This is a genomic window from Nocardia pseudovaccinii NBRC 100343 (assembly GCF_001613225.1).
GTDB classification, from domain to species: domain Bacteria; phylum Actinomycetota; class Actinomycetes; order Mycobacteriales; family Mycobacteriaceae; genus Nocardia; species Nocardia pseudovaccinii.
On record NZ_BDBY01000169.1, the window covers coordinates 33,735 to 59,274 of the forward strand.

27 protein-coding genes and 1 pseudogene are annotated in these 25,540 nt (G+C 65.8%); 9 read left to right on the plus strand and 19 right to left on the minus strand.

The window, feature by feature from the left end; genetic code table 11:
• The first annotated feature begins 191 nt into the window (after positions 1-191).
• The 3 genes from NP3_RS20070 to NP3_RS20080 are packed head-to-tail and all read left to right on the plus strand — an operon-like array spanning position 192 to position 1,956.
• Positions 192-548 carry a DoxX family protein gene (locus tag NP3_RS20070; protein ID WP_063043129.1) on the plus strand — a complete coding sequence of 119 codons (357 nt, stop codon included), beginning with the start codon at positions 192-194 and terminating at the stop codon, positions 546-548.
• 50 nt (positions 549-598) lie between these two features.
• Positions 599-1,744: a cytochrome P450 gene (locus tag NP3_RS20075; RefSeq protein WP_245721035.1), complete on the plus strand. Its 1,146-nt coding sequence runs from the start codon at positions 599-601 to the stop codon at positions 1,742-1,744.
• A gap of 14 nt (positions 1,745-1,758) precedes the next feature.
• A complete protein-coding gene (locus NP3_RS20080) occupies positions 1,759-1,956 on the plus strand; it encodes a ferredoxin (RefSeq protein ID WP_063043131.1) in 198 nt (65 codons plus the stop codon).
• A 208-nt stretch (positions 1,957-2,164) separates the two neighbouring features.
• On the opposite strand, the gene NP3_RS20085 is transcribed toward NP3_RS20080, so the two are convergent.
• Positions 2,165-2,734, minus strand: a complete 570-nt coding sequence (locus NP3_RS20085; RefSeq protein WP_157124414.1) for a hypothetical protein — start codon at positions 2,732-2,734, stop codon at positions 2,165-2,167.
• Between the two features lie 314 nt (positions 2,735-3,048).
• Between NP3_RS20085 and NP3_RS20090 the strand changes: the two genes are divergently transcribed.
• Positions 3,049-3,732 (plus strand): TetR/AcrR family transcriptional regulator, encoded by a 684-nt coding sequence (locus NP3_RS20090; RefSeq protein ID WP_063043155.1) that lies wholly within the window; start codon positions 3,049-3,051, stop codon positions 3,730-3,732.
• Between the two features lie 44 nt (positions 3,733-3,776).
• Here NP3_RS20090 and NP3_RS20095 read toward each other — a convergent pair whose 3' ends face one another.
• The 18 genes from NP3_RS20095 to NP3_RS20175 form a co-directional block, all read right to left on the minus strand.
• Positions 3,777-4,511 carry a DUF6390 family protein gene (locus NP3_RS20095; protein ID WP_157124415.1) on the minus strand — a complete coding sequence of 245 codons (735 nt, stop codon included), beginning with the start codon at positions 4,509-4,511 and terminating at the stop codon, positions 3,777-3,779.
• Positions 4,511-5,617, minus strand: coding sequence for a Nickel transporter NicT (nicT, locus tag NP3_RS20100; RefSeq protein WP_218024883.1), 1,107 nt, complete (start codon positions 5,615-5,617; stop codon positions 4,511-4,513). The genes NP3_RS20095 and nicT overlap by 1 nt, the downstream gene beginning before the upstream one ends.
• A gap of 48 nt (positions 5,618-5,665) precedes the next feature.
• A complete protein-coding gene (gene hypE / locus NP3_RS20105; protein ID WP_063043133.1) occupies positions 5,666-6,754 on the minus strand; it encodes a hydrogenase expression/formation protein HypE in 1,089 nt (362 codons plus the stop codon).
• Positions 6,747-7,859 carry a hydrogenase formation protein HypD gene (hypD, locus tag NP3_RS20110; RefSeq protein WP_063043134.1) on the minus strand — a complete coding sequence of 371 codons (1,113 nt, stop codon included), beginning with the start codon at positions 7,857-7,859 and terminating at the stop codon, positions 6,747-6,749. Before hypD ends, hypE begins: the two co-directional genes overlap by 8 nt.
• Positions 7,856-8,221 carry a HypC/HybG/HupF family hydrogenase formation chaperone gene (locus NP3_RS20115; RefSeq protein ID WP_084508717.1) on the minus strand — a complete coding sequence of 122 codons (366 nt, stop codon included), beginning with the start codon at positions 8,219-8,221 and terminating at the stop codon, positions 7,856-7,858. The genes hypD and NP3_RS20115 overlap by 4 nt, the downstream gene beginning before the upstream one ends.
• A gap of 16 nt (positions 8,222-8,237) precedes the next feature.
• Entirely contained in the window at positions 8,238-10,511 is a 2,274-nt protein-coding gene (hypF, locus tag NP3_RS20120; RefSeq protein WP_063043135.1) for a carbamoyltransferase HypF, read from the minus strand.
• A complete protein-coding gene (locus NP3_RS20125; protein ID WP_063043136.1) occupies positions 10,508-10,753 on the minus strand; it encodes a HypC/HybG/HupF family hydrogenase formation chaperone in 246 nt (81 codons plus the stop codon). The genes hypF and NP3_RS20125 overlap by 4 nt, the downstream gene beginning before the upstream one ends.
• Positions 10,754-10,755: 2 nt before the next feature.
• Positions 10,756-11,229, minus strand: coding sequence for a hydrogenase maturation protease (locus tag NP3_RS20130; protein ID WP_063043137.1), 474 nt, complete (start codon positions 11,227-11,229; stop codon positions 10,756-10,758).
• A gap of 1 nt (position 11,230) precedes the next feature.
• A complete protein-coding gene (locus NP3_RS51530) occupies positions 11,231-11,350 on the minus strand; it encodes a DUF6893 family small protein (protein ID WP_373864772.1) in 120 nt (39 codons plus the stop codon).
• A 13-nt stretch (positions 11,351-11,363) separates the two neighbouring features.
• On the minus strand, positions 11,364-12,665 hold the full coding sequence (locus NP3_RS20135; protein ID WP_084508718.1) for a hypothetical protein: 1,302 nt from the start codon (positions 12,663-12,665) through the stop codon (positions 11,364-11,366).
• Positions 12,662-13,306 carry a DUF6084 family protein gene (locus NP3_RS20140; RefSeq protein ID WP_063043138.1) on the minus strand — a complete coding sequence of 215 codons (645 nt, stop codon included), beginning with the start codon at positions 13,304-13,306 and terminating at the stop codon, positions 12,662-12,664. Before NP3_RS20140 ends, NP3_RS20135 begins: the two co-directional genes overlap by 4 nt.
• Complete coding sequence (locus NP3_RS20145; RefSeq protein ID WP_063043139.1) at positions 13,306-13,935, minus strand: DUF5947 family protein; 630 nt, start codon at positions 13,933-13,935, stop codon at positions 13,306-13,308. Before NP3_RS20145 ends, NP3_RS20140 begins: the two co-directional genes overlap by 1 nt.
• On the minus strand, positions 13,932-14,846 hold the full coding sequence (locus NP3_RS20150; RefSeq protein WP_063043140.1) for a NifU family protein: 915 nt from the start codon (positions 14,844-14,846) through the stop codon (positions 13,932-13,934). The genes NP3_RS20145 and NP3_RS20150 overlap by 4 nt, the downstream gene beginning before the upstream one ends.
• A 29-nt stretch (positions 14,847-14,875) precedes the next feature.
• Positions 14,876-16,672 (minus strand): nickel-dependent hydrogenase large subunit, encoded by a 1,797-nt coding sequence (locus NP3_RS20155; protein WP_063043141.1) that lies wholly within the window; start codon positions 16,670-16,672, stop codon positions 14,876-14,878.
• 12 nt (positions 16,673-16,684) lie between these two features.
• Positions 16,685-17,740, minus strand: coding sequence for an NADH-quinone oxidoreductase subunit B family protein (locus NP3_RS20160; RefSeq protein ID WP_063043142.1), 1,056 nt, complete (start codon positions 17,738-17,740; stop codon positions 16,685-16,687).
• Positions 17,741-17,852: 112 nt separating this feature from the next.
• On the minus strand, positions 17,853-18,653 hold the full coding sequence (gene hypB, locus NP3_RS20165; protein ID WP_063043143.1) for a hydrogenase nickel incorporation protein HypB: 801 nt from the start codon (positions 18,651-18,653) through the stop codon (positions 17,853-17,855).
• Positions 18,611-18,985 (minus strand): hydrogenase maturation nickel metallochaperone HypA/HybF, encoded by a 375-nt coding sequence (locus NP3_RS20170; protein WP_063043144.1) that lies wholly within the window; start codon positions 18,983-18,985, stop codon positions 18,611-18,613. The genes hypB and NP3_RS20170 overlap by 43 nt, the downstream gene beginning before the upstream one ends.
• 126 nt (positions 18,986-19,111) lie before the next feature.
• A complete protein-coding gene (locus NP3_RS20175) occupies positions 19,112-21,343 on the minus strand; it encodes a serine/threonine-protein kinase (RefSeq protein ID WP_063043145.1) in 2,232 nt (743 codons plus the stop codon).
• A gap of 233 nt (positions 21,344-21,576) precedes the next feature.
• Between NP3_RS20175 and NP3_RS20180 the strand changes: the two genes are divergently transcribed.
• From NP3_RS20180 to NP3_RS50500, 5 genes and pseudogenes are all read left to right on the plus strand, one after another.
• Positions 21,577-21,846: a DUF1876 domain-containing protein gene (locus NP3_RS20180; RefSeq protein ID WP_063043146.1), complete on the plus strand. Its 270-nt coding sequence runs from the start codon at positions 21,577-21,579 to the stop codon at positions 21,844-21,846.
• A 157-nt stretch (positions 21,847-22,003) separates the two neighbouring features.
• Positions 22,004-22,942, plus strand: coding sequence for a class I adenylate-forming enzyme family protein (locus NP3_RS20185; protein ID WP_063043147.1), 939 nt, complete (start codon positions 22,004-22,006; stop codon positions 22,940-22,942).
• Between the two features lie 169 nt (positions 22,943-23,111).
• Positions 23,112-24,332, plus strand: a complete 1,221-nt coding sequence (locus NP3_RS20190; RefSeq protein WP_084508721.1) for a PucR family transcriptional regulator — start codon at positions 23,112-23,114, stop codon at positions 24,330-24,332.
• Positions 24,333-24,366: 34 nt separating this feature from the next.
• Positions 24,367-25,281 (plus strand): SDR family NAD(P)-dependent oxidoreductase, encoded by a 915-nt coding sequence (locus tag NP3_RS20195; RefSeq protein WP_063043149.1) that lies wholly within the window; start codon positions 24,367-24,369, stop codon positions 25,279-25,281.
• 93 nt (positions 25,282-25,374) lie between these two features.
• Positions 25,375-25,540: pseudogene (locus NP3_RS50500) on the plus strand (alcohol dehydrogenase); the annotation flags it as partial.

Sequence of the window (25,540 nt, forward strand, 5' to 3'; positions counted from 1 at the left end):
ACGATATCGGCACTCATGATGACAGAGTCATTCGAAAGGAGTTGACGAATTCGTCACATTCGATCGACGGGACTCGGGATCGACGCCGCTCAATTCCGGTCGTACTGACGAAATATGCAGAAGTCTTGACTGACTGTATCTTCGTGAGTGACGATATCGTCAGATACTCTCTGGAAAGTAGGTGTGCGCCGATGACAGCCGCATCCATTGTGTTGGCCGTGCTGTTGGCGATCGGGTTTCTGCCGCTCGGCGCGGTCAAGGTGCTGGCCGTGGCGGCCATGCGTCAGCGTGCCGAACACTTCGGCTACTCGGTGACCGTCTTCCGCGGCATCGGCGTGCTCGAGATTGCCGGGGCCCTGGGCCTATTGGTCGGCATGGTGTGGTGGCCGCTCGGGGCGGCGGCCGGAATCGGGTTGGTGCTGTTGATGATCGGCGCTGTCATCACCCATGTGAAGGTCGGTGACGGTGTGGGTGAGTACGCGCCGTCGATCGGCGTTTGTGTGCTGGCCCTCGCCTATGTCGTGACTGTATTCGGGGCGCACCTATGACTGCTCGAAGGGGAGTTCCTCCAGCCCGCGTCCCGGTCTACCGCCCCGACATGTATTCGCGCGAGGGCATTCTCGACCCTTATCCGCACTATGCGCGGTTGCGCGAGCTCGGGCCGGTGGTGTGGCTGGCCGAGCAACGCGCCTATGCGCTGCCGCGCTACGCCGAATGCAAGGCCGTCCTGCTCGACGATCGGACATTCGTCTCCGGAGCCGGTGTCGGGTTGAACCCGGTGGCCAACCAGCTCTCGAAGGGCACCACCCTCAACAGCGACGGCGAGGATCACAACCGCCGCCGCGCGATTCTGGCCCGCCGGTTGTCCCCACGGGCACTGCGAGCGATGCGCGAATCGATCGACCAGCAGGCGGCCGCGGCCGTCGAGCATGCGATCGCGCAGGGAGGTATCGATGGTGTCGAATTGGCGGCCGCGCTGCCGATGTCGGTCGTGCCGGATCTGATCGGGTGGCCCCAGCGCGGTCGAGAACACTTGCTGCGGTGGGCTGGAGCCACATTCGACGCGCTCGGGCCACTCAACCGGCAGTCCATGTGCACCGCACCGTCGGCGATCGGGATGATGCATTTCACGCGACGGCTCGCCCGCGAGCGGGACCTGCTGCCGGGCAGCGTCGGGGAGGACGTGCTGCAGGCCACCGACGACGGCAAGCTTTCCCGCGCCGAATGCCCCGCTCTGCTGATCGATTACCTGGCCCCTTCGTTGGATACCACGATCAGCGCGATCGCCAGCGCCATGTACCTTTTCGCGCGCCACCCCGAACAGTGGCGGCTGCTGAAGGATGAGCCCACACGGATTCCGAATGCGGTGAACGAGGTCGTACGATTCGAATCACCGCTGCGTGCGTTCTCCCGCAAGACGATTCATGATGCCGACATCGCCGGAACCGGCATCCCCGCGGGCTCCCGCGTGGTCGTGATCTACTCCTCGGCCAATCGTGACCCGCTGGAATGGGACGACCCCGACACCTTCGACATCCGCCGCGACGCCACCCGCCAACTCGGCTTCGGTCACGGCATACACGGTTGCGCCGGTCAAGGTCTCGCGCGGCTGGAAACGCAGGCCATGCTCGCCGCACTCGTCGAGCAGGTCGACCGCATCGAGATCGCAGGTGCACCCGAATGGGCGATCAACAACATCATCCACCGCTTCGAACGCCTTCCGCTGCAACTCATTCCAGCCTGACAGAGGAATCCACCATGAAGATCTCCGTCGACTACCCCCGGTGCGAGGGACACGGCCTGTGCGCCGCACAGGCACCCGAGGTGTTCAGCCTCGATGACAACGCCGAGCTCATCTACCGTTTCGACGGCGCCGAGGTGCCCGGCGATCTAGTGACCGCTGCCCGCACGGCCGTGGACTCCTGCCCGGTCGCGGCGCTACGGGAGATCTCCTGAGCCAAGTCCGGCTCGTGCCGCTGTCGAAATGCATTACCGGGTTCGCGGCCAATGCGAGAGGCTTGACCAGACAACCGGAGGCAGATATCCCTCTCTGTGCACGCCAGCGCTTCGGACCGTGCTGTCGGCGTCGTGTTGCTCGGGGCAGTGGTGATCTGGCGGCACGCTGCCGCGATTCCCGCACGCTGCGCCGATGTTCGGCCGCCTGCTACTGCTCGGCCTGGACCGCCACGTCGGCGTCGGTTTCCGTGCAGTCGGTTTGTCGGGTGTGCCGGATGCCGCGCCAGCCCAGTGGGAGTTGGACGCGGCCTGCCCGGATATCGCCGATGAGGTGCTCGTAGCCGTCGCGGACCTCGCTGAGATGGACCCACGCGGAGTGCCGAAGCTCCTCGCAGTCGGCGTGCAGCACCGTCCACCATGCCTCGGCATAGGTCTTCGCGACATGACTGATCACCTCACCGAAGGTGTGCGTGTGGCGGCGGGCGCACCGGCTGTGACGGACGTAGGACGCGGCCCAAGAGTTGATCTTGTCGATGACCTTCGCGATATCCGCATGCAGGGCCGTCTCGGTGACTTCGGGCGCATGCCGTTGCGGATTCAAAACCGCTGAAATCAGGGCAGCGTGCAGATCGCCGAGTTCTCTCGCCCACGCGATCATCGGGAACGGCTCGGTGAGGCGGCCCGCGATCGCGGCCAGCAGTTGATCTGGCGAAAGCACCGATGCCGCATCGATCGCACTATCCCCCGGTGCCGCTACGTCCGCGTCCATAGTGCTCACGGCGCTGCTGACCACCATCTGCGGCAGATGCTGACGTAGTGGTCGCGGCCTCGCGCGATGCGTGCGGCGCTATCGCGGAGGCTGGTCATGGGAACTGTTCGGAGGCTCGTCGTTCGATGACGGCCTCGGCGGGGTGGGCATGCTGGATCATAGGTTGTTGCTCGACTATTTCGAGATGAATGGCTGATGCGGCGAGTGCGGCGCTGCGTCTCGGCGCATAATGCTAATACTGACTGCGTACTCAGTCAACGACTGGTCGAGCAGTCGGCGGGTGCTAGAGTTTCCGGAAATTTGGCCGAGGAGGGGTGGGATCCGTGGGTGAGCGTGCGACAGGACCGGGTAAGTCGGGCGCGATTCTCGATATTTTCACGCGCCATGTCGCCGAGAAGGGCTACGACGGAACCAGCTTCAGTGGTGTCGCAAGCGAATTGGGCATCTCTCAGGGCCTGATCGTGCATCACTACGGCACGAAGGCGCGGTTGTTGGAAGCTCTGCATGTTTCCTACATGCGGCAGCGGATCGACGAGGCCGAGCGGATCGTGTCGAAGTTCGCCACGCCGACCGAGCAGCTTGCCGGGCTGTTGCACGCGGCCATGCTCTATCAGGTGCACGATCGGAATCGGACCGTCGCATTCCAACGCGAGGTCGCGCGGTTCGCGCAGCAGGATGAAGCTTCTGAGGGGCGCAAGCTGCGCAGGGCTTACATCGGAATCCTGCATAACGTGGTCGATGCGGGCATTGCCTCGGGTGAGTTCCGTGCTGTCGATACCAGCATCCGGAGCCTGCTCATCTTCGGTTCCGCGCAGTGGGCGTGGACGTGGTTCGAGCCGGAAGGGCGCAGATCCGCCGCGCAGGTCGGTGCCGAACTGGTAGACCTCACTCTCGGATCTCTCCTGTTGAATCGCGGATCGCTGCCGCGCCTCTGCGACCCCGACGGCCCACTGGTCGCAGCGGTACTCGAAATCATCACCGCCACCCCGAAGGCCGCCTCGGAGTGATGACCGTCCTTCGGAAGCGTCCTCAGCCGAACTGACCCGCTGTTCTACGGGCCGTCGATGGCCGCCAAACGTTGATTCGTCACGTGCAGTTGACGTTCTGTGCTTTTGGTGAGGTCGTCGACTTGCTCGGCGGTCAACCGCCCGCACGGTTGTCCCCAGTGCAGTGCGATTTCGTCCCCGGGCGCCGCGTCAGGGAGTGCGGCGTAGCCGTCGGTCCACACCGGGATGGTTCCCCGTGTCGTCGCCGACAGTGATAGGCGTGCGCCGTCCCAGCGCAACCGGCTGATCCCGACCGTGAGGTCGTCGCGGTGGCGATCCAGTACCGTCGCGGCGGTGATGCGGCAGTTGTCGAGGATTTCCAGGGGTTGGTCGCCGCCCGCGACGGGCAGCAGCCTGGTCCACGGGTAGACACCGAAGACGTGGAAGCTGTGGTTCGCGGCCGCCTCCGGAGCGAGATCGGGCCCCAGATGGGACCAGTACACACCCGCGATCGGAGCGATGAGGCGCAGCAGCTCGGCAAGGAATTCGGGACCGTCGAGTTCGTCGCCGATGCCCCCACCCAGCCAGTAGGACGCCACCAGCCGCTCGTCGAGCGGGTCGGTGACGCCGGTCAGGCGCGACATCGCCCGCAGGTACGGCCATGCGCCGGAGAAGCCGCGCGCCAGCACCCGCACGCGTTCGCCATCGCGGTCACGTAGCGCCGCGGTGTGCTCTGGCCCGCAGTATCCGAGGTGGTTGGGCGCGTACGCGTAGCGTGCGAACATCTCCACACCGTCCATCAGGTCGGTTCCTCCGATAGCGTTGCGCTCCAGCGGCTTTCGATGTCGCCGTAATGCCAGATCGCGAGTGCGCCTGCCCAGGTGAAGGCGAAGAGACCGACGATGATGAAGCCCATCGTGGCCAGGTCGAGGCCCCCGATCCAGGCGAGCACCCCGCCGGTCACCTCGAGTTTCTCGGTGAGGATGGAGATGAGCTCCTGGACACCGATCAGCAGGGCCACCGCGACCGAGAGCCCGGTGACCACCATGTTGTAGTAGATCTTGCGGATCGGTCCGGCGAAGGCCCACCCGTAGGCGTAGTTCATGAACGAACCGTCCAGCGCGTCGAACAGCGACATGCCCGCCGAGAACAGCACGGGCAGAACGAGAATCGCGTACCAGGGCAGCCCGGTGGCGGCCGCGCCGCCTGCGATCACCAGCAGACCCACTTCGGTGACGGTGTCGAAACCGAGGCCGAACAACAGCCCCACCGGATACATCTGCCACGGCTTGCGCACCGTGCGCATGACCGGCGCCAAGATCCGGTTGAGCACGCCGCGCGAGTCCAGTGCGCGCTCGAGTTGCGCTTCACTGTAGCCGCCGCGCCGCATGGCGCGTAAGACCTGCCAGATCCCGATCAGCGCGGCCAGGTTCAGCAGTCCGATGAGGATCAGGAAGGTGCCCGAGACCGATGTGCCGAAAATCCCGGTCCACCGCTGCAACCGCGAGTCCTCGTCTTCCAGGTTTCGCGCCAGCGCCGTAATCCCCGAGGCCAGCAGCCCGACGAGCACGAAGACGATGGTGGAGTGCCCCAAGGAGAACCAGAAGCCGACCGTGATCGGTTTCTGCTTGTCCGCCACCAGTTTTCGGGTGGTGTTGTCGATCGCCGCGATATGGTCGGCGTCGAATGCGTGTCGCATGCCCAGCGTATAGGCGGTGACACCGAGCCCGACGCCGAATATCGCGCCGTCCACCAGGTACTCGTCGGGCACGACCAGCAACAGCAGCGTTCCCCATCCCACGATGTGCAGGATGACGATTGTCGCTGCCATGCCGAGGATGCCGCGACGCTGCCCGCGGTCGAATCCGGCCCAGGCATCTCGCAGCCTCGTGGTGATCGTCGCCATCGCCACGGTCCCATCTTTCCCACTCGTCCGGCGGAGCCACCGCCGTGTTCAACAGATTCGCGGTAGCTGTTCTCCTGCGGGCAGGTCGACGACACGGGTGCCGCCGAGGGCGGTGCGGGCCACCACCATCCCCGGATGCTCGGCAACGCAGTGACCCACGATTGCCGCGTGAGCGCCGAGGGGATGCGCGTGCATGGCATCGAGGACCCGGTCGGCGTCGGCGGGTGGTACGAATGCGACGAGTTTGCCTTCGTTGGCGACATACAGCGGGTCGAGACCGAGCAACCCGCAAGCGTCGCGCACCCCGACAGGCACCGGTATCGTCCGTTCGTCGAGTTCGACGCCGACGCCCGCCGCCCGGGCGATCTCGTTGAGGGAGGCGCCCATGCCACCGCGTGTGGGATCGCGCAGCACGTGCACATCGGCGCCGGTGGCGAGCATGGCCGCGACCAATCCGTGCAGTGGCGCGGTATCGCTGCACAGTGTCGTGCCGAACTCGAGTCCTTCCCGGCAGCTCAGCACCGCGATACCGTGCAGTCCGATCTCACCGCTGACCAGCACCATATCGCCGGGCCTTGCCCGCTTGGGCCGGATGTCCACGCCTTCGGGCACCAGTCCGATGCCCGCGGTGTTGATGAAGATGCCATCGCCGTGCCCGGCGTCGACGACCTTGGTGTCGCCGGTGACCAGCCGGACCTCGGCCGCGAGCGCGGCGGTGCCGACGGCTTCGGCGATGCGGGCGATCTCGGCCAGCGCGGTGCCCTCTTCGAGGATGAACGCGGTCGAGAGCACCATCGGCTTGGCGCCGGACATCGCCAGATCGTTCACGGTGCCGTTCACGGCGAGGTCACCGATCGAGCCGCCCGGGAACACCAGCGGCTTGACCACGAACGAGTCGGTGGAGAACGCCAGCCGCGCATCGCCGAGGGGGAGCACCGCCGAATCGCCGAGCTCGGTGTCGGCGGCCGCGCCGAATGCGGGCAGAAACAGGTGCTCGATCAGCTCGCCCGACATCGCACCGCCGCCACCGTGTCCCATCACGATATTGGGCGCGTCGCGCAGCGGCATGGGGCAGACCCAACCATCGATGTCGAGCGGGGGAGATGCGGCTGCCCGACTGCCGTTGGTGTCAGGCATGGGCGACCTCCGCGGGAAGATCGAGACGCCGGTACAGGTAGTACGCGGCACAGGCGCCTTCGGAGGAGACCATTGTCGCGCCCAACGGGTTTCGCGGGGTGCATTCCTTGCCGAATGCGGCGCATTCGTGAGGTTTGATCAAGCCTTGGAGCACTTCACCGGACCGGCACACCGAAGACTCGGCGGTGTGCAGATCGCCGACAGAGAAACGCTGTTCGGCGTCGTAGTCGCGGTAGCGCGACGACAGCCGCCAGCCGCTGAGGGGGATCACGCCGATGCCGCGCCACGCCCGGTCGGTGACCTCGAAGACGTCCTCGAGCATCGCCTTGGCCGCGGGATTCCCGGCCGCGGCTACCGCGCGGGGATAGGCGTTCTCGACCTCGTGCCGTCCTTCCTCGAGCTGGAGCACGGTGCGGCGGATGCCTTCGAGGATGTCCAGCGGTTCGAATCCGGTGACCACCATCGGAACCTTGTATTTCTCGGCCAGCGGCGGATATTCGCCGGTGCCCATTACCGTGCAGACGTGCCCGGCGGCGAGGAATCCCTGCACCCGGCAGCTGGGCGACTCCATGATCGCCGCGATGGCGGGCGGGACGAGCACGTGCGAGACCAGCAGCGAGAAATTCTCGATGCCGAGCCGCTGGGCCTGGTACACCGTCATCGCGTTGGCGGGCGCGGTGGTCTCGAATCCGATGCCGAAGAACACCACCTGCCGATCCGGGTTGTTCTTGGCCAGTTCCAGCGCGTCCAGCGGCGAGTAGACCACCCGCACGTCGCCGCCTTCGCTCTTGACCCGGAACAGATCCTTGTGACTGCCGGGTACCCGCAGCATGTCGCCGAAGGAGCAGAAGATCACCCCCGGCCGTGCGGCGATCTCCAGTGCCTTGTCGATCACCTCGAGCGGGGTGACGCACACCGGACAACCGGGCCCGTGGATCATCTCGATCTGATCCGGCAACAGCTGGTCGATCCCGTGGCGGATGATCGAATGTGTCTGTCCGCCACACACTTCCATGATCGACCAGCGCTTGCTGGTGGTGGCGCGGATACGGTCGAGCAGGTGCCGCGCCAGCTCGGGATTGCTGAATTCGTCCAGGTATTTCATGACTTCGCCTCCTGGTCGTCGACGGTTGCGCCCGGCGCGGTCGCGTCGGAATTGTTCGCCCCGGGTGGTGGGGCTTCGGGGTTGTCGACACCGGCCTGCTTCGCCGCGAGCGCGAAACCGTCGCCGAACTCCTCCTTCAGTACGCCGAGATGTTCGAACTCGGCCAGCGTCCGCAATGCGGATGCTTCATCCAGGCGTTGGATCGCGAACCCGACGTGCACCACGACGTAATCGCCGACCGCCACGTCCGGGATGTATTGCAGGCACACGTCTTTGTGCACGCCGCCGAAGTCGACCTCCGACATCAGCGTGCCGTCGCGTTCGTTGACGCTGAGCACCTTTCCGGGAACCGCAAGACACATCGCTCGTCTCCTTCACTCACACCGCACCGGCTACCAGGAGCTGACCGAACGCGATCCCGCCGTCGTTCGGTGGCAGTCTGCGATGACTGATGACACGGAATCCGTCTTGCCGCAGCAGACGGGTACAGCTCGACAACAGCAGCGCGTTCTGGAACACACCGCCCGACAGCGCGATCACCGACGCGGGCGCGGCGAATCGCCGTGCGGTGTCGTGCACGAGGTCGGCGACGGCGGCGTGGAATCGGGCGCCGATGACCGCGGGCGGTACGCCGCCTGCGGCGTCGGCGACGACCTCGGCGAGTACCGGGGCAGGATCGATCCGGGCGGGATCGCCGTTGTGCCAAGTGAATCGGTACCGGCCCGCCGCCGCGCCTGCCCCGCGGGCCAAACCCTCGAGTTCGATCGCGGCCTGCGCCTCATAGTCGACGATGTGCCGCACCCCGGCCAGGGAGGCGACCGCGTCGAACAGCCTGCCCATGCTCGAGGTCGGCGCGCAGCCGAGCCCGGTGTCGAATTGGTGTGCGAGCACGGCCCGCTCGGCTTCGGGGCAGGCGTCGACCGAGGCGATGCCGGGGAACCACTCGATGCCCGCGGTGCGCAGATGCGACAGGGCCATCCGATAGGGCTTGCGGACGCTGAGGTCGCCGCCCGCCAAGGGCACGTAGGACAGGTGCGCTATGCGGCGGTAGCCCTTGTATCCCGCGACGAGCACCTCACCGCCCCAGACCGCGCCATCGGGTCCGTACCCGGTGCCGTCGAAGGCGATGCCGAGGACCGTCTCATTCGCATCGATACCGTGCTCGCCCATCACCGCGGCCAGATGCGCGTGATGGTGTTGCACCGTGTGCACCGGTCGGTCGGCCGCGTTCGCCCGGGCCCACGCGGTCGAACGGTAGCCGGGGTGTGCATCGGCGGCGAGCTGGGTCGGGTGCACGCAAGTGAGTTCCTCCAGGTGGGATCGCGCCGTGTCGAATGCCTGCAAGGTGGCCAGATCGTCCATGTCGCCGATGTGCTGACTGAGCCAGGCGTACCGTCCGTCGGCGACGGCGCAGGTGTTCTTCAGGTCGGCGCCGACCGCCAGGGTCGGCGGCACCGGGATGGGCAGCGCCAGCGGGAGCGGCGCGTAGCCGCGGGAGCGGCGCACCGGCAGCTCGGCGCCGTCCACGACACGCACCACCGAGTCGTCGCACGGGACGAGAATGCGCCGGTTGTGGCCGAGCCAGGCGTCGGCGAGCCCGGCCAGACGGGTGCGGGCGTCGGCGTCGTCGTAGCAGATCGGTTCGCCGCCGAGATTGCCGGAGGTCATGACCAGCACGTCGGGGCCGGGTGGGTCGCCGGGCAGGCCGAACAACAGCAGATGTAGTGGGGTGTAGGCGAGCATGACGCCGAGGTCGGGATTGCCCGGCGCGACCGCGTCGGCGACGGGCCGTTGGCCACGCGGCAGCAGGACGATAGGCCGCTGCGGACCGCTCAGCAGGGCCGCACCGGTGGGATCGATGCTCACGACGCGCGCCGCGGCGTCCAGGTCGGCGACCATGACGGCGAACGGCTTGTTGCCGCGCCGCTTGCGGCGACGCAATTCGGCCACGGCCGTGTCGTTGTCGGCATCGCAGGCGAGGTGGTAGCCGCCGATGCCTTTGACCGCGAGAATGCCTCCGGCGCAAAGTAATTCGCGCGCCGCGGCGAGTGGTCGGGACGGATCGCCGGGTCCGGCGTAGGACAGGGTGGGCCCGCAGTCCGGGCAGGCGATGGGCTGGGCGTGAAACCTGCGATCGGCGGGGTCGGCGTATTCGCGGGCGCAGCGCGGGCACATGGCGAAATCGGCCATGGACGTGCGCTCGCGGTCGTAGGGCAGTCCGGCGATGATGGTGAATCGCGGGCCGCAGTTGGTGCAGTTGACGAAGGGGTGGCGGTAGCGGCGATCGGCGGGGTCGCGCAGTTCCCGCGCGCAGTCCGTACAGATCGCCACATCGGGTGAGGCCAGGGTGCGTCCGGCGCCGCCGCGCCGGGTGTCCCCGATCCGGAATCCGGTACCGCCGCGGATATCGACCGCGGTCTGCTCGACCGAGGCGACGGCGGCCAGCGGCGGTGGAGAGTCGTGCACCCGGCGAATGAACTCCCGCACCGACGCCTCGGCGCCCTCGATCTCGATGACGACGCCGTCCGTGTCATTGGCGACACTGCCGGTCAGCGCGAGCTCGACGGCCGTGGTGTAGACGAATGGCCGGAACCCGACGCCCTGCACTACGCCGCGCACGAGCAGGCGGCGGCGAACGCGGTCGGCTGTCACGGCTGTTCTCCGCTGCCGAGCAGGCGCAGCCCGGCCATCGCCCGCTCCGCGCCATCGGCGTCGGTCTTCTCGACGACGAATCCCATGTGGATGATCACCCAATCACCTGGTGCGGCGGACTGATCCGCGTCGAGCAGACCGATATTGACCTTGCGCTTCTCCCCGGATACCTCGACCACGGCGATCTGCCCGTGGTAGCCGTCCGGAATCTCCACGACCCGCCCCGGAATGCCAAGGCACATCCTCACACCTCCTGTCCAGCGCGCAATTGCGCCGCGATGCGCGTGACCTCGGCCGCCGCCGGGTCGACGGCCGCGGCGACGGCAGGGCTGAGACCGATTCCCTCGGCCACCGAGTCGACCTGGCAACCGACGACGACGGTCGGCGGCACGACACCGCCGAGCGCGCGCACCGCGGCGAAGACCGCCTCGGGATTCATCGCGTGCGCGTCCATTGCCGTCGTCGCCCCCGACTCGTGTTCGGCGCGCAGTATCTGCACGCGTCCGGGTTCGCCGGTATTCGGCAGGGCGTCCACCAGCACCACCGCATCCCACCCGTCGAGCAGGTCGTAGGCCAAGTGCAACCCGCGGATGCCGTAGTCGACGATCCGCTGGTTCTCCTCCCACGCCGTGGGCAGCCGACTGACCACCTCGGGGCCGAATCCGTCGTCGCCGAGGAAGATATTGCCGATCCCGGCAATGAGCACACGGGCGCTCATCTCACATGTGGCGAATCTTCATATAACGCCTGAGGTCGGGGATCGACCGTATGCCGACATACGCGCCGCCCACGACGATGACTGCCACCACCGCGATGGCGACCACACCGACTACTTCCATGACCGTATTCCTTTCACTCGTCGCCGTTGACAATCGGTTCGAGCTCATCTGGAGCGAAATACAGGTAGCGGCCATACCATTCGTGCAGATCGGCCGCCGGATCGTCGTCGATGACCACACCGACGTGCGTTTCGCCGTCGACGTCGGCGTGCACCGAGGTGACGCGCGCCGCCCTGCCCTCGTAGAACAGGTCGTGTGCGTCGGCGCGCCGCGTCGGGCGCAGCCGAACCCGGCTGCCCTTGCGTACCAGCACCCCGGCGATCGGGACCGCGTCGGATTCCGGGCGCACCGCGCCGTCGGCTGCGGGATCCCACCAGCTCATGCCCTCGGGTACCTCGGGCACCAGGTGCGGCGCCGGTTCGCGCCACAGCCCGTGCAGGTCGTGCATGGCCTCGGGCGTCATCCCTTCGCAGCGGTCGATGATCTCGGCCGCTCTCGGGTCGGTGGCGCGGGCCCGTTCCTTTTCGTCGTCGGTGAGCGTCATCACGCGCAGGGTGAGGATTTCGTCGATCTCGGTGGAGTCGAACAGCTGGCCCGCGCTCTGCTCGGCGATCTCGGGATGGTCGTAGAGGATGATCGGCGACACCAGGACAACGCCGTGGTGGCCGGGCGGCCCGGCCAGCACCGGGAAACAGCGGTGCTGGGCGCAGTGCCCGACGGCCGTCTCGGCGCCCGGTTCGGGGTCGAGGAGCGAGACGAACTCACCGTCGTCGAGTTCGGCGATTACGTGGGCGCCAAGCATGGAGCGGGCTGTGGCGTCGGCTGAACTGGTGGCCGCGCCGCCGCTGTTGCGCAGCCGTATTCCGATCCGTCGATAGTCGCCCTCGGGGGCGATGGTCAATTCGAGTGTGCCCTCGATCGGTGCTCGAGTGCGCACCACCGTGCCCGCCGTCGATCCCGGAATCGGTTCGACCGCCTGCCAGCCCGGTACCTCGATCGGCCTCGTAGTGTCAACCAAAGTCAAAGGGCCGCAGGTTATTTCGCATTCGGTAGCCTCGTCCCAGCTGACCCATCGGCGGCCGTCGACGATCAGTTCGGCGCGCTCGGTCCCGTCCAGTTCGACAGTTCGGCGCTGCAGTTGCAGGAACCGCGCGGTGAGCGTGATCTGCGTGGCATCGGACGCGCGGACGAGGCATTCGGCGGCCAGCGAATCGTCCTCACCGACTCCGGCCGCGGCCGCGCCGCGCGGGCCGAGCACGCCGAACTGCCAGCGGGACTGGTTCTTTCGGGCATCCGACCGGTAGGGGTACAGCAGATACCCCTCGTACAGTACGGCGTCGGCGACGGCGCGGGCACGGGTCATGGCGGCGTTCACGGCGCGGACTCCTCGGTGAGAAGTTTCGCGACAGCGTCGTCGAATCCGAGCAATCCGTGCGAAGACTTGTAGGCGGCCAGCGCTTCGACATTCTCCCTGCGCAACCGCACCCAGCCGGAGTTCGGATAGTGGGCGTCCATGAGATCGCGCCATACCGTGACCGGCATGTCGAATTTGTCCTCGCGGTCCCATGGCACCTGCTGAACCGCGAAACCCGTTTCCCCCCTGATGAATACGGTGCCGCTGAACAGGAAGATCAGGGGCACGGTGCCCTCGCGCAGGGCGTGCAGGTACTTCGATCCGGTGACCTCGAAGTCGTAGGTGCACGGCATCGGCAGTTCCACCTCGGCGCCGCCGGAGAAGCCGGGCACCATGGTGGCACAGTGCATCCAGGTGAACGACTTCTGTGTTTCGTGCCAGCGTTCGCGCGGGCCGAAAAGGTCGAGCAGCCCCGCGCCTTCGGCGTCGGAGTAGCCGCGCCGGAAGGGTTCGATGCGCACCTGGGCGCGCAGCGCGATCGCGTGCACCGGCTCCTCGGCCAGCGCGGCGATGCCGATGCGCGCCGACAGATTCGGGGCGACCGCGTATGGTTCCGGTCGCACCTCGAGCACCGCGAAGGTCATCGCATAGGCCGGGCTCATCACGCCACCTCCGGCCGGGCCCGAGCCGACATCGTGGTGAAGAATTCCGCGATGTAGTCCCTGGCCTCCTTGCCGCCGTCGAATCCGCGCCACAGCATCCGCATCCGTCCGACGAACTCGTAACAGGCATCGATCGGAAGCAGCAGGACCGCACCGGGACCGCCGCGCTCGGGCATCCGGATCAGCAGGGCCTCGACATCCGGTGCGAGCCGGTCGAGTTCGGGATGGCGATCCAGCATCGCCTGCCAATCCCGCAGTGGCAGTTCGGATTCGGTGGCCCCGGCCGGTCCCGGATAGAACGCGACAGTGCGGCCGAGCGCCGAATTGACGAAGAAGAACGCCAGGCCGACCGGGATTTCGAGGGTGTCCCATTCACCCTGACCGATCGCGCAGTCGGGGAACGAGACGTAGTGGTCGGGCACCGCCCGGTAGCGCAGCGCGGCGTGCTGATCGGTGAACAGCAGATAGCAGCCCACGCATACGCACATCAGCTGCCTGCCTTCGATATCCACCACATGCCGGTGCTGCGCACCGACCGGTTCGGCGCACATTTCGCACCGCTCTCCGGCCGCTGCGGGCGGAGTCGGATCGGTCGCGATGCGACGCAGTGCGCGCAGACCCTGGTTCATCCTCGGACCTCCGCGGGCACCGCGACCGAGATCTCGCCGGAACGCACCAGCACGGGCAGCGGCTCGAGATGCCCCTCGCCGTCCAACCGCGTTCCGGCGTGCACCACGTCGAAATGGGCCAGGCACCCCGGACAGCGCAGCACCGCCGCGTTGGCCGGAGCTCCCATCTTTCGGTGCAGCGCGGCACCCGCCATCGAACGCCCACAGGCCGCGCAGCGGTCGCGATAGACGAACAGGTCCGCGCCGACCCGGCAGGCCAGCACCGGCACATCGGCCACTGTGAACCCGCCGACCTCGCCTGCCGCCAGGTCCGCGAGCTCCGGGACCGAGATCCAGCTGCCCGCGGGCGGATCAGCGGTGTGTACCCGCGCGAACAACGCTTCGGCCGGTATCACCCCCGCCTGCGGCTCTGTCGTCGCGGCGACCACCTCGATGGCCTCGATTTCCGGTGCGGCCGCACGCACCGCATCCTCCACCGCCAGTTCCAGCGTCACCGACGATGAAGGGCAGGTGCGACAGCTGCCGGACAGCTCGAGCCGCACGACACCGTCGGCGACGTCGATGAGCGCCACATCGCCGCCGTGCGAGCCGAGGTAGGGACGGACGCTGTCCAGCGCCGTCGCCACCCTCGTTCGCACGTCGTGCGGGTGCAGGCCGTGCACCAACAGCAGGCTCGCGACCAGATCGTCGCGAGTCAGCTGCTCGACGATCCGGTCGTCGAGCCCGGCCGTGATCCGGCCCAGTGCCGCGCCGTAGAGGTCGACGACCTCACGCACGAGACGCTCGGCGCGCTCGCGCGCCACCGGCCCGCCTGCCGAACAGGCATCCAGCAGGGTGTCGATCCGATCACCCGCGCCCCGCCACTGGTTGTCGTCGATCGGTCTGGCTCGCTGCTGCGGGCCACCATCCACGCTGTGCCTCCCGTCGTCGGCCCGACCTGTCATTCCGCGGTGAGCGCCTGCGTCGGTGAATGGAGCTTGTCCAGGGTGACGCCGTTGCCCAGATACATGTGCACCCCGCAGGGCAGGCATGGATCGAAGCTGCGCACCGTGCGCATGATGTCGATGCCCTTGAAGTGCTCCCGGTCGTTCTCCTCGAAGATCGGCTGGCCCTGGACCGCGTCCTCGTAAGGCCCCGGCGTACCGAAGGAGTCACGCGGACTGGCGTTCCACGGCGTCGGCGGATACGGGTGGTAGTTGGCGATCTTGCCGTCCCGGATGACCATGTGGTGCGACAGCACACCGCGCACCGCCTCGGTGAAACCACAGCCGATGCTCTCGTCGGGCACCTCGAAGTGTTCCCAGGTCTTGGTATGGCCCGCCCGGATCTCAGCGAGCGCCTGCTCGGCGAAGTGCACCGCACATGCCGCCGCGTAGGCCTGGAAGTAGGTTCGCGCCCGGTCGCGTTCGATCGTGTTGCTGCCGTGCGCCGGAATCTTCCATTCCAAGGTGACCGGGCCCTTCAACGCGGTCTTGGGCAGGTTGATCTGCACACTGGATCCGGTGGATTTGACGTAACCGATGTCCACCAGCCCGGCCAGCGCCGTCGCCCACAGGCGAGCCAGGGGCCCACCTCCGGTGTCGAGTGCGAGATGGTCCTTGCCATCGAACCAGCGGGGGGACATCACCCAGCTGTACTTGTCGTCCAGGTCGCGCTTCTGCGGTCTCGGGTTGGTGTGCTGATTCCACGGATGGCGCCGGTCGACCGGATTGCCGAGCGGATCGGTCGTGACGAACATTTCCTGATCGGTCCAGTCCTCGTAATACGAACTGCCCAACAGGATCCGGAGGCCGAGATTGATGTCCACCAGCGAGGTGGTGATCAGCTTCCCGTCCACGACGACGCCAGGGGTGACGAACATCCCCCGGCCCCACTGCTCCATGTCCTTGTAGTCGAAATTGCATACCGCTGGATCCTGGAACGATCCCCAGCAGCCGAGCAGTGTGCGGCGCAGACCCACCTGCTCGTAGCCCGGTAGCGCCTCGTAGAAGAAGTCGAATAGGTCGTCGTGCATCGGCACGACCTTCTTCATGAACTCCACGTACCGCATCAACCGCGACATGTAGTCGGTCATCAGCTGAATCGTCGCGACCGTGCCGACCCCACCGGGATACAGCGTCGACGGGTGCACGTGCCTGCCCTCCATCAGGGAGAACATTTCGCGCGTGTACCGACTGACCTGCAGCGCCTCCCGATAGAACTCGCCGGTGAACGGATTGAGCGCCCGCATGATGTCGGCGACGGTGCGATAGCCGTGGTCACCGGCGCGCGGCGCCTCGGTGCGCTCGGCGCGTTCGAGCACGCCCGGGTTGGTCTCGGCGACCATCTTCTCGCAGAAGTCCACCCCGACCAGGTTCTCCTGGAAAATGTTGTGGTCGAACATGTACTCGGCGGCCTCGCCGAGGTTGACGATCCACTCGCCGATGGGCGGTGGTTTGACCCCGTAAGCCATGTTCTGGCAGTAACACGAACAGGTCGCGTGGTTGTCACCGCAGATGCCGCAGATGCGGCTGGTGATGAAGTGCGCGTCGCGCGGGTCCTTGCCCTTCATGAAAATCGAATAGCCACGGAAGATCGACGAGGTGCTGTGGCACTCGACCACCTCGCGACTGTTGAAGTCGATCTTGGTGTAGATGCCGAGGCTGCCGACGATGCGGGTGATCGGATCCCAGGCCATCTCTACCAGGGCGTCGGGTTCGATCTTGCGAAGTGACGGATCGGGAATGATCTCTGTCATCGAAATATCTCCCTACCAGGTGCGTGTCGCGCCGGATTCGAGCTTCCCGCCCTTGTGCCGCCAGCGCGGTTCCTTGTCGACGGTGCGGCCGGTGATGTGGCGCAGACTGCGTATCACCGACCCGTACAGCCCGGAAGCGGTCGAGGAGATCTTGCCGCCCGGCGGTTCGTCCATGAACGGCATGAACTTGTCCGGGAATCCCGGCATCGTGCAGCCGATGCAGATGCCACCCACATTCGGGCAGCCGCCTACGCCGTTGACCCAGCCGCGCTTGGGCACGTTGCACTTGACGACCGGGCCCCAACAGCCCAGCTTCACAATGCATTTCGGTGATCCGTACTCTTCGGCGAAATCACCCTGCTCGTAGTAGCCCGCTCGGTCGCAACCTTCGTGCACGGTGGCGCCGAACAACCACTTCGGGCGCAGCGCGTCGTCGAGCGGGATCATCGGCGCCTGGCCCGTGGCCATATAGAGAAGGTATGTAAGGGTTTCGGACAGATTGTCGGGCTGGATCGGGCAGCCGGGCACGCAGACGATCGGAATGCCCGCTTTGCTCTTCCATTCCCAGCCGAGATAGTCCGGGACACCCATCGCGCCGGTCGGATTTCCCGCCATCGCGTGGATACCGCCGTACGTCGCGCAAGTGCCCGCGGCGACCACCGCGGTCGCCTTCGGCGCCAGCCGATCGAGCCATTCGCTCGTCGTCATCGGCTGACCGGTCGCAGGATTGTTGCCGAAGCCGCACCAGTAACCCTCTTCGTGCAACTGCTCATTGGGGATCGACCCCTCGACGACCAGAACGAACGGATCGAGTTCGCCCCGATCTCCCTTGAAGAACCACTCCAGGAAATCGTCCGCGCCGCCGGTCGGACCGCATTCGAAATCGATGAGCGGCCAATGCACGGCAATCTTCGGCAATCCGGGGAGTGATCCGAGTGCGATCTCTTCGATGCTCGGCTGGGTGGCGGCGGTGAGGGCCACCGAATCGCCGTCACAGCTGAGTCCCGCATTGATCCAGAGGACGTGGATCAAGGTGTCTTCGGCTTTTACTGCTTCCTGAGTTGGCATCGGACTGCCACCTTCCGCAGCGGGGGCACGCGGATAAATCTCTGGTCAGCTACGCCGACAGATCCGCGTGTGACTCTGATCACATGAGTCTAGGTCTGAGAGCTGACGGCTTTCAAGGTATCGGTATGCCGACGGTTAGCCGGGCCTCGAGCCAGTCGTACCAGAGGGCCAGTCCATCGCCGGTGGCCGCCGATACCGGAAGGATCTTTACGCCGGGATTCACCGACTGCGCGTATTCCACGCATCGCCCTGAATCGAAATCCACATATGGCAGCAGGTCGGTTTTGTTGATCAGCACCAGCTCCGCCGCGGCAAACATGTGCGGATATTTCAACGGCTTGTCGGTGCCCTCGGTGACCGAGATGATCACGACCTTGCCCGCCTCGCCGAGATCGAACAATGCCGGACAGACCAGATTGCCCACATTCTCGACGAACAGCAGGCTGCCCGGCGCCGGATCCAGCGCGTCGAGAGCGCGTCGCATCATGTCCGCATCGAGATGGCAGCCCGCGCCGGTATTCACCTGCACGACCTTGCAGCCGGTTGCCTCGATGCGCTGCGCGTCCAGCAGGGTCGCCTGATCGCCCTCGATGACGGCCACCGGAACCGAGTCGAGTTCGCGGATCGTCCGCTCGATCAGGGTCGTTTTCCCCGCGCCGGGCGAACTGGTCATATTCAGCGCCAAGATCCCACGTTCACGCAATCGCGCACGGTTGGCCGCGGCGAGCTCGTCGTTCTTGGCGAGCACCTTCTGTTCGAGGGTCAGCGTGGTCAGAGCGTGTTCGTGGGGGTGTTCGTGTTCATGCCCGGGACCATGCTCATGGTGGCCATGATCGTGCGGGTGATCGTGGTCCTGATGTCCGACGGTGATCACAGCGACCCCGTCGCCCTCGCATCCGCAGGTTGCGCACATCGCTCACTCACCTCCATCGATACGATTCGAAGTTCCCGCCCCGCGGTTATCTCGACATCGGCGCTGCCGCAACGGCACAGCACGATGAGGTCGGGCAGGAGGAATTCCGCCCCGCAGTTCCGGCAATGCGCCGTCCCTTCGACAATGCGCAGGTCCAGCTTTGCTCCCTCGGCGATCGTTGCCTCGGTGGCAAGCTCGAAACAGAACTGCATGGACTCGGGCACAACAGCGCACAGCGCGCCGACCTCGACCGTCACGTCGTGCACAAGGCGCCCTTGCGCATGCTCGCAGACGGCGTCGACAAGGTACTGGGTTATAGCCATTTCATGCATCCCGACCTCGCCTTTCGACAAGCCCCGAGGTGAATCCTACGCTGCGGAGTTCTGCGATTGCTCCGATATTCCGTACGTGGTTTTCCATACAACGCAAGGGCGCAATCCGGCCACCGAATAATGCCGTCAGCGAGAATCAGGCTTTTGCAAGACCACTCGCTCGAGTGCGCGCAGGTCGGCATCCAGCTTGCGGAACAACCAATAAGCGGCGACGAACGCGAGCCCGGAGGCCGCGCACAACCCCAACACCGAATCGCGCACGAGCGGAAGCTCCTCGGGTTCGAGGGCGGTGAATCCGGCCAGCACCCCGACCAGCGGCACCGACGCCGTCACCGCGAGATAGGCCGTGAGTCTGCGACGCAGCGCACGCAGATAGGCGGCGTCGTGCGCCGATGTGCGGCCGTGGCGCAGGTAGATGGGATAGACGCAGCGGACGACGTAGAACGTGGAAAGGAAGAATGTGTACGCAACAGAGATGGTGCCCGCCACCAGAACGGTTGCCGCGGCATGGACTATCAGCCGCGCCGGTAGATCGGTGAACCAGCGAAGCAACATCACTCCCGTCACCGTTGCGCAAACCGCGAACAGCAGGGTGTTCATCGCACACAGGTCGCCCCAGAACAGTGTTCTCGACCGCACCCGCGCGAGCTTTGCCTCGTCGTAGCGTCTGCCAGCGCGCAAACCGCGAGGAACCGCGAGCAAATCACGCGACATGTATGCGTAGATGAGGATGGCAGGCGGCGAGGCGCAAAGGATGAAAACGATGACACCCTTGTTCAGCTGTGAGTTGGTGGCATCGGAGAGCTGCTCTCTGATCAGCTCCTGGACGTGCACAGCCATGTAGGCGGTAGCCAGGGTGACGCCGACAAGCGAAGACAACCACAGGATGGGGGTGGGCCAGCGCGAAAGCCGAGCCCGCCAGCTGTTCGGCGGCGGATAGACAAGGTCGCGGGCCAGTTCCTCGAGACACAAATCGAGCTGCTGGGCCAATTCCGAACCGCAGGAGTAGCGGTCTTCGCGGTCGGGCGACAGACACTTCAGCAGCACTTGGCGCAACGCCGCGGGGCAATCCGGCGGAAGCTCCGACAGGAACGTCGACTCGACGGGTCTGCGCCGCAGTTCGAGCATGCGGGCCAGCGATGTCTCCGACTCGCCCGCGCAGGTTTCATCCGCGAATGGCCGGTGTCCCGTGAGCAACTCCCACAGCATGACAGCCAGCGCGTAGATGTCGCTTCGAGTATCGAGGTCGGCGGCGGTCGCCGGGAGGTCCGGATGGCAGGCTTCGAGCTGTTCGGGCGACATGTACGCCAGTGATCCGCCGAAGTACGCGAGGGGACTCGTCCCCTTGAGGTGTTTGCTGGAGCTGACATTGAAGTCGGCCAGTTTCGGGATTCCCTCGGCGCTCAGCAGCACGTTCGCGGGTTTGATGTCTCGATGCAATACCCCGCGGTCGGACGCGTGCTGCAGTGCGTCCGCGAGTCGGCGGCCCAGCCAGGCGACGGTCTCCGGCCACGTCAGTGCGGCGGTCCGAGTCCGAACAGCTGATTCCGTCGGCCGAACCTCGCCCTTATCGGCAAGTACCTTGTCGATGGCATCGAGCAGCAGTTGCCCGCTGCGGTATTCCGGAGGCGTCGAGTGCTGCAGACGCAGCACGTCGAGCAGCGTTCCCCCGGGTAGGTACTGCATGTACAGCAGTTTCAGCTCGCCGTCGGCGATGAGGCGCTGATCGAAGATGCGCACGATGTATTCGTGGTCCAATTGCGCGAGGGTCTGCGGCTCGTTGCCGTGGTTATGGGAAATCTTGACCGCGACCAGTCGCTGCATTGATTGTTGTCGAGCGAGATACACCTGTGCGAAGGCACCGGCCCCGATCCTCATCAGGAGATCGAAATCGTCGATATGGTGGCCGACATCGATCGTGTCGAGAACCATTTGGGCACTCGGACGAGCAATCATCGTGCTGCGGTAGTCGCTCGTGAGCTGTGCGAGATCAGGACCGGCCGCCGTGGCGGTGGCCTCGGCGAGGGTAGCCGCATCGGCTGTGTGCGAACCGCGGCGCAGGGCGTGGAACTCCTCGTAGACCAGTTCGGCCGGAAGCGGACCATTTTGCAGCTCTGCGAATTCCGCGCGGTATTCGAACAGTCGTTTGGGAAAGTGATAGCGAAGCCAGCGGTATTCGAGATCGATCTTGATCAGTTCGATCAGTATCGTGCGCCGCTCGGCCGGTTCGCGGGGCAGGTACGCCGACAGGTCTGGTGGGGACCCGGACGCCCAAGCCTTGGAAAACCGTGCCACCACGGCGGCAAGCGCTGTGCGGGTTCGCTCAGCTGGATCGACCAGATCGGTCGGCTCGTACATCGGTCGCTCGGATCAGCGCCAGGCGCTCAGCCAGCGGCTACGCGCGATGCGGCCCAGGTCGCGTTGCCCCACATTATTTCCTTTCCGCCAAACCTCCCTGCCCAAGGGTATCGCCCCGATACGAGCGCATGGTCGGCAAAATCGCCGAACCGAGCATGGTGTGCGCGAGCCATGATGGTGCGATATTGGAGGTGAAGCGACACAGTCCCCGCTGAATCTGGAGGGCAGTGCGAATGCCGTCGAAAACTTGGAACATCTCCATCGCCATCGAAGAACTCGACCGCCTGACCAAAGTAAAAGCCCAGCTGATCGGCCGCGGAGATGAGCCATTGATCTCGGCCGGTTCCGCTCACACCAATCCCGCCGACGAGAACGTCCCCGCCATCGGCGATGAGCTTGCTTGTGCCCGTGCGCTGCAAGATCTGGCCCACCAACTGCTGCACGCGGCCATTACGGATATCGAAGCCCACACGCACAAGCCGGTTCAGGGCTTGCAGGGCTGACATCTGACCAGGCGATAGTTACTACGGTGGATTGCGAGGTGGGCATTGTCCTCCGGTGACAATGCCCGCGGCGAATTTCGTTCATGCACGACGGTGTCCAGCAGCGGCGTGATTTCTACCGTTGTCGTCATTCCCTGTACCCCTACCGAGGACACCGATGAATGTTTCGACTCTTCCGGACCGTCGTGCGGCCGCCGCGCCGGACGCGGCTGCCGTCGCCGACGACAGCACCGACCTGAACAACACAGGATTCCTCGACGCTGTGCGGCGTGCCGCCGCTACCCTGCGGGCCGCGGGAGTGTCGAGCGGCGACGTGGTGGCGATCATGCTGCCGAACACTGCCGCCTTTGTCGTATCGCTGTTCGCTACCTGGCGTGTCGGTGCCACGGTCACCCCGATCGACCCGTCGCTGACCGCCGCGGAAGCCGACTGCCAGCTGACCGACTCGGGCGCCAAGGTCCTGATCACCGCGCAGCGGCCCACTTCCGAGGCTCCGGTGCACGCGGTGATCCCCGCCGACGATCTCACCGCCGCGGACCCCGATGTCGCTGAACCCGCACGGCCCCGCAACGACACACTGGCGCTGCTCATCTGTAGCAACGGCACCACAGGCAAACCCAGCAGCGTCACGGTCGACCACGCCAACCTCAACGCCATGTGCGCAATGGTGATCGAGGCATTCGAACTCGACGGGGCCGACCACAGCCTGCTGAATCTGCCGCTGTGCCACGTCAACAGCATCGTGGTCGGCACGTTGTCGCCGCTACTCGCCGGTGGCCGCGCCACCGTGGCCTTCAGCCCGAAGACGTTCTTCGACCGGATCGAGCGCAACCGTGCGACATATATTTCCGCGGTCCCGACCACGTATGCACTGCTGTCGGATCTGCCCGCCCAGATCCGGCCGAACACCGCATCGGTACGGTTCGCCATCTGTGGCGCGGCCCCGGTCGACGTCGAACTGCTGGCCGAATTCGAACGCGGCTACGGAATACCGATCATCGACGGCCACGTCTCCGAAGTACCCGTGCGAGCACGCTCGTACTGCTCACCGTCACCCGCAAGGACACCGTCGGAATACGCCGCCCGGGCCAGCTGATTCGGATTGATTTCCACGATCCGCAGTTCGCTGCCGGTGTTGTCCCCGGAGCACAACACCGCAATTTTCCGCGCGGTAGCCGCCGAGTAACTACCGTTGGGGAGTGACGACTTTTCGTCGCGACGGTCATGTCGATGTGAGCCGCTATGTCGCGGAGATCGCCGCCCGCATGAACGAGCGGGTGACGGAAATCAGCGCGGTCCTCCGGCGCGGTCTCGAGGACGATATCCCCGAGTTACGCGGCGACCCTCGCACCGTCGAACTGCTCGGCGCCAGCGTGGAGGGCAATCTCGATACCGTCCTGCACGCGCTGCAGCACGACATACCGGTCGCTCGGATCAACGCTCCCACGGCCGCCATCGAGTACGCCAGACGCCTTGCCCAGCATGGAGTTCCGGTCAATGCCCTGGTGCGCGCCTATCGGGTCGGCCACAGGCGGATGACCGAGTTGATCTTCGCCGAATTACGGGCCGGTGATATCGCGCCCGCCGATGGTGTCGCGGTCGCGGAAGCGATCACCACCACGATGTTCGACTACATCGACTGGATCACCCAGCAGGTCGTCGCGGTGTACGAGTCCGAGCGCGAGCAGTGGCTGGAGAGCCGCAACAGTGTGCGCGCGCTGCGCGTACTCGAGGTGCTGTCCGGGAAGAAGCCGGTCGATATCGATGCCGCGACCGAAGCCATCCGCTACCCGATGCGTTGGCATCACCTAGCGCTGATCCTCTGGTATCCCGACACCGGCGCGAGCAGTGACGAGCTGAACCGGCTGCAACGCTTCGTCCGTGAGCTGGCCGAGGCGGTCGGCGCGGACGCCGCGCCGCTGGTCGGGGCCGCCGACCGGACAAGCGCCTGGGCTTGGCTGCCATATCGGTCCGAGCAGTCCGACGCGGTGGACAAGGTCCGTGATTTCGCCGCCAAGTGTCCGGATGCCCCGCATCTGGCGATCGGCACCATGGGACAGGGAGTGTCCGGTTTCCGGCGGTCGCATCGGTATGCGCTGCGCGCACGCTCGGTCGCGCTCGCCGGTGGCGATGTGGAACCGAGGATCATCGCGGCGAGTGAGCCGGGGTTGTCGGCCGCGGCGCTGTTCGACGGCGGCAGCGCGGAGGTCGGCGAATGGGTGGGCGAGGTGCTCGGCGAATTGGCTGCCGACAACGACAACGATGCCCGGCTGCGCGAGACGCTGCGGGTGTTCCTGCGCACCGGTTCCAGCTACAAGGCGGCTGCCGCAGAGCTCGATCTGCATTTCAACTCGGTGAAATACCGGGTCGGGCGGGCGGTTTCGCGGCGCGGGCGGCCGATCACCGACGACCGGTTGGATGTCGAGCTGGCGCTGCTGATCTGCCACTGGTACGGCGCGGCGGTATTGCGGCCGAATTCGGACTGACCGCGGCGAGAAATCGAGATCCTTGGGAGGAAATATGGCGAACAGGTGGACCGAGCAAGACATACCAGCTGAGAAGGGACGAGTGGCGGTCGTCACCGGCGCCAACAGCGGGCTCGGGTTCGAGGCAGCTCGGGCGCTGGCGGTGCACGGCGCGTCGGTGGTGTTGGCGGTGCGGGATGTCGACAAGGGCAAACATGCTGCGGACCGTATTGCCGGTGCTGCTCCGGGCGCGGACACCACAATCCAGCAGCTCGATCTGACCTCGTTGGCATCAGTTCGCAATGCTGCCGAACAGCTCAGGTCGGCCTTTTCCACTATCGATCTGCTGATCAACAACGCCGGGGTGATGTACCCGCCGAGGCAGACCACCAGCGACGGATTCGAGCTGCAATTCGGCACGAATCACCTGGGACACTTCGCACTGACCGGGCTGCTGCTCGACAGAATGCTGCCGGTGCCGGGCTCGCGGGTGGTCACGGTCAGCAGCGTCGGACATCGAATCAGGGCGCGGATCGACTTCGACGATCTCCAAGGGGAACGGTCCTACAACCGGGTGGCGGCCTACGGCCAGTCCAAGCTGGCGAATCTGATGTTCACCTACGAACTGCAACGACGCCTGTCCAGCACCGGCACCACGATCGCGGTCGCGGCGCACCCCGGTGCCGCGAACACCGACTTGATGCGCAACATGCCCACTGCGCTGCGTGCGCTCATGCCTGTCGTCGCACCGCTCGTCACACAGAGCCCAGCGATGGGGGCCCTGTCGATACTGCGCGCCGCCACCGACCCCGACGTGCTCGGTGGCCAGTACTACGGACCGGGTGGATTCCTGGAGACCCGCGGCTACCCGAAAGTTGTCGAATCGAGCCCGCAATCGCATGACACCGCGATTCAGCAACGCTTGTGGACGGTCTCGGAGAAACTGACCGGAGTGACCTTCCCGGTCTGAGGCCCGACGAAACACTCGAACAGGCCCAGCTGAACAAGATCGACCTTGTGCTGGGCACATGCGCCGTCGTTCCGAGGGAAAGCGAGGATACCGATGTCCGATCATCAGGCTGTTCACGTGCAATCCGCCGGTGCGGAGTTGAAACTGGTCGATGTCGAAACAGAAGCGCCGCCTCGCGACCATGTGCGCCTCGCGGTTTCGGCGTGCGGGATCTGCGGTACCGACCGTGCGTTCGTCAGCGGAGCATTTCCGGACATGT

Excerpts from the sequence above, each read along its gene's own strand:
- NP3_RS20160 (WP_063043142.1), bottom strand. The coding sequence starts at position 17,740 with ATGCCAACTCAGGAAGCAGTAAAAGCCGAAGACACCTTGATCCACGTC.
- NP3_RS20080 (WP_063043131.1), top strand. The coding sequence starts at position 1,759 with ATGAAGATCTCCGTCGACTACCCCCGGTGCGAGGGACACGGCCTGTGC.
- NP3_RS20125 (WP_063043136.1), bottom strand. The coding sequence starts at position 10,753 with ATGTGCCTTGGCATTCCGGGGCGGGTCGTGGAGATTCCGGACGGCTAC.
- hypE (WP_063043133.1), bottom strand. The coding sequence starts at position 6,754 with ATGCCTGACACCAACGGCAGTCGGGCAGCCGCATCTCCCCCGCTCGAC.
- NP3_RS20175 (WP_063043145.1), bottom strand. The coding sequence starts at position 21,343 with ATGTACGAGCCGACCGATCTGGTCGATCCAGCTGAGCGAACCCGCACA.
- NP3_RS20070 (WP_063043129.1), top strand. The coding sequence starts at position 192 with ATGACAGCCGCATCCATTGTGTTGGCCGTGCTGTTGGCGATCGGGTTT.
- NP3_RS20195 (WP_063043149.1), top strand. The coding sequence starts at position 24,367 with ATGGCGAACAGGTGGACCGAGCAAGACATACCAGCTGAGAAGGGACGA.
- NP3_RS20115 (WP_084508717.1), bottom strand. The coding sequence starts at position 8,221 with ATGTGTCTTGCGGTTCCCGGAAAGGTGCTCAGCGTCAACGAACGCGAC.
- NP3_RS20140 (WP_063043138.1), bottom strand. The coding sequence starts at position 13,306 with ATGAGCCCGGCCTATGCGATGACCTTCGCGGTGCTCGAGGTGCGACCG.
- NP3_RS20130 (WP_063043137.1), bottom strand. The coding sequence starts at position 11,229 with ATGAGCGCCCGTGTGCTCATTGCCGGGATCGGCAATATCTTCCTCGGC.
- NP3_RS51530 (WP_373864772.1), bottom strand. The coding sequence starts at position 11,350 with ATGGAAGTAGTCGGTGTGGTCGCCATCGCGGTGGTGGCAGTCATCGTC.
- NP3_RS20190 (WP_084508721.1), top strand. The coding sequence starts at position 23,112 with ATGAACGAGCGGGTGACGGAAATCAGCGCGGTCCTCCGGCGCGGTCTC.
- nicT (WP_218024883.1), bottom strand. The coding sequence starts at position 5,617 with ATGGCGACGATCACCACGAGGCTGCGAGATGCCTGGGCCGGATTCGAC.
- hypB (WP_063043143.1), bottom strand. The coding sequence starts at position 18,653 with ATGTGCGCAACCTGCGGATGCGAGGGCGACGGGGTCGCTGTGATCACC.
- hypD (WP_063043134.1), bottom strand. The coding sequence starts at position 7,859 with ATGAAATACCTGGACGAATTCAGCAATCCCGAGCTGGCGCGGCACCTG.
- NP3_RS20170 (WP_063043144.1), bottom strand. The coding sequence starts at position 18,985 with ATGCATGAAATGGCTATAACCCAGTACCTTGTCGACGCCGTCTGCGAG.
- NP3_RS20145 (WP_063043139.1), bottom strand. The coding sequence starts at position 13,935 with ATGAACCAGGGTCTGCGCGCACTGCGTCGCATCGCGACCGATCCGACT.
- NP3_RS20095 (WP_157124415.1), bottom strand. The coding sequence starts at position 4,511 with ATGGACGGTGTGGAGATGTTCGCACGCTACGCGTACGCGCCCAACCAC.
- NP3_RS20155 (WP_063043141.1), bottom strand. The coding sequence starts at position 16,672 with ATGACAGAGATCATTCCCGATCCGTCACTTCGCAAGATCGAACCCGAC.
- NP3_RS20075 (WP_245721035.1), top strand. The coding sequence starts at position 599 with ATGTATTCGCGCGAGGGCATTCTCGACCCTTATCCGCACTATGCGCGG.
- NP3_RS20185 (WP_063043147.1), top strand. The coding sequence starts at position 22,004 with ATGAATGTTTCGACTCTTCCGGACCGTCGTGCGGCCGCCGCGCCGGAC.
- NP3_RS20180 (WP_063043146.1), top strand. The coding sequence starts at position 21,577 with ATGCCGTCGAAAACTTGGAACATCTCCATCGCCATCGAAGAACTCGAC.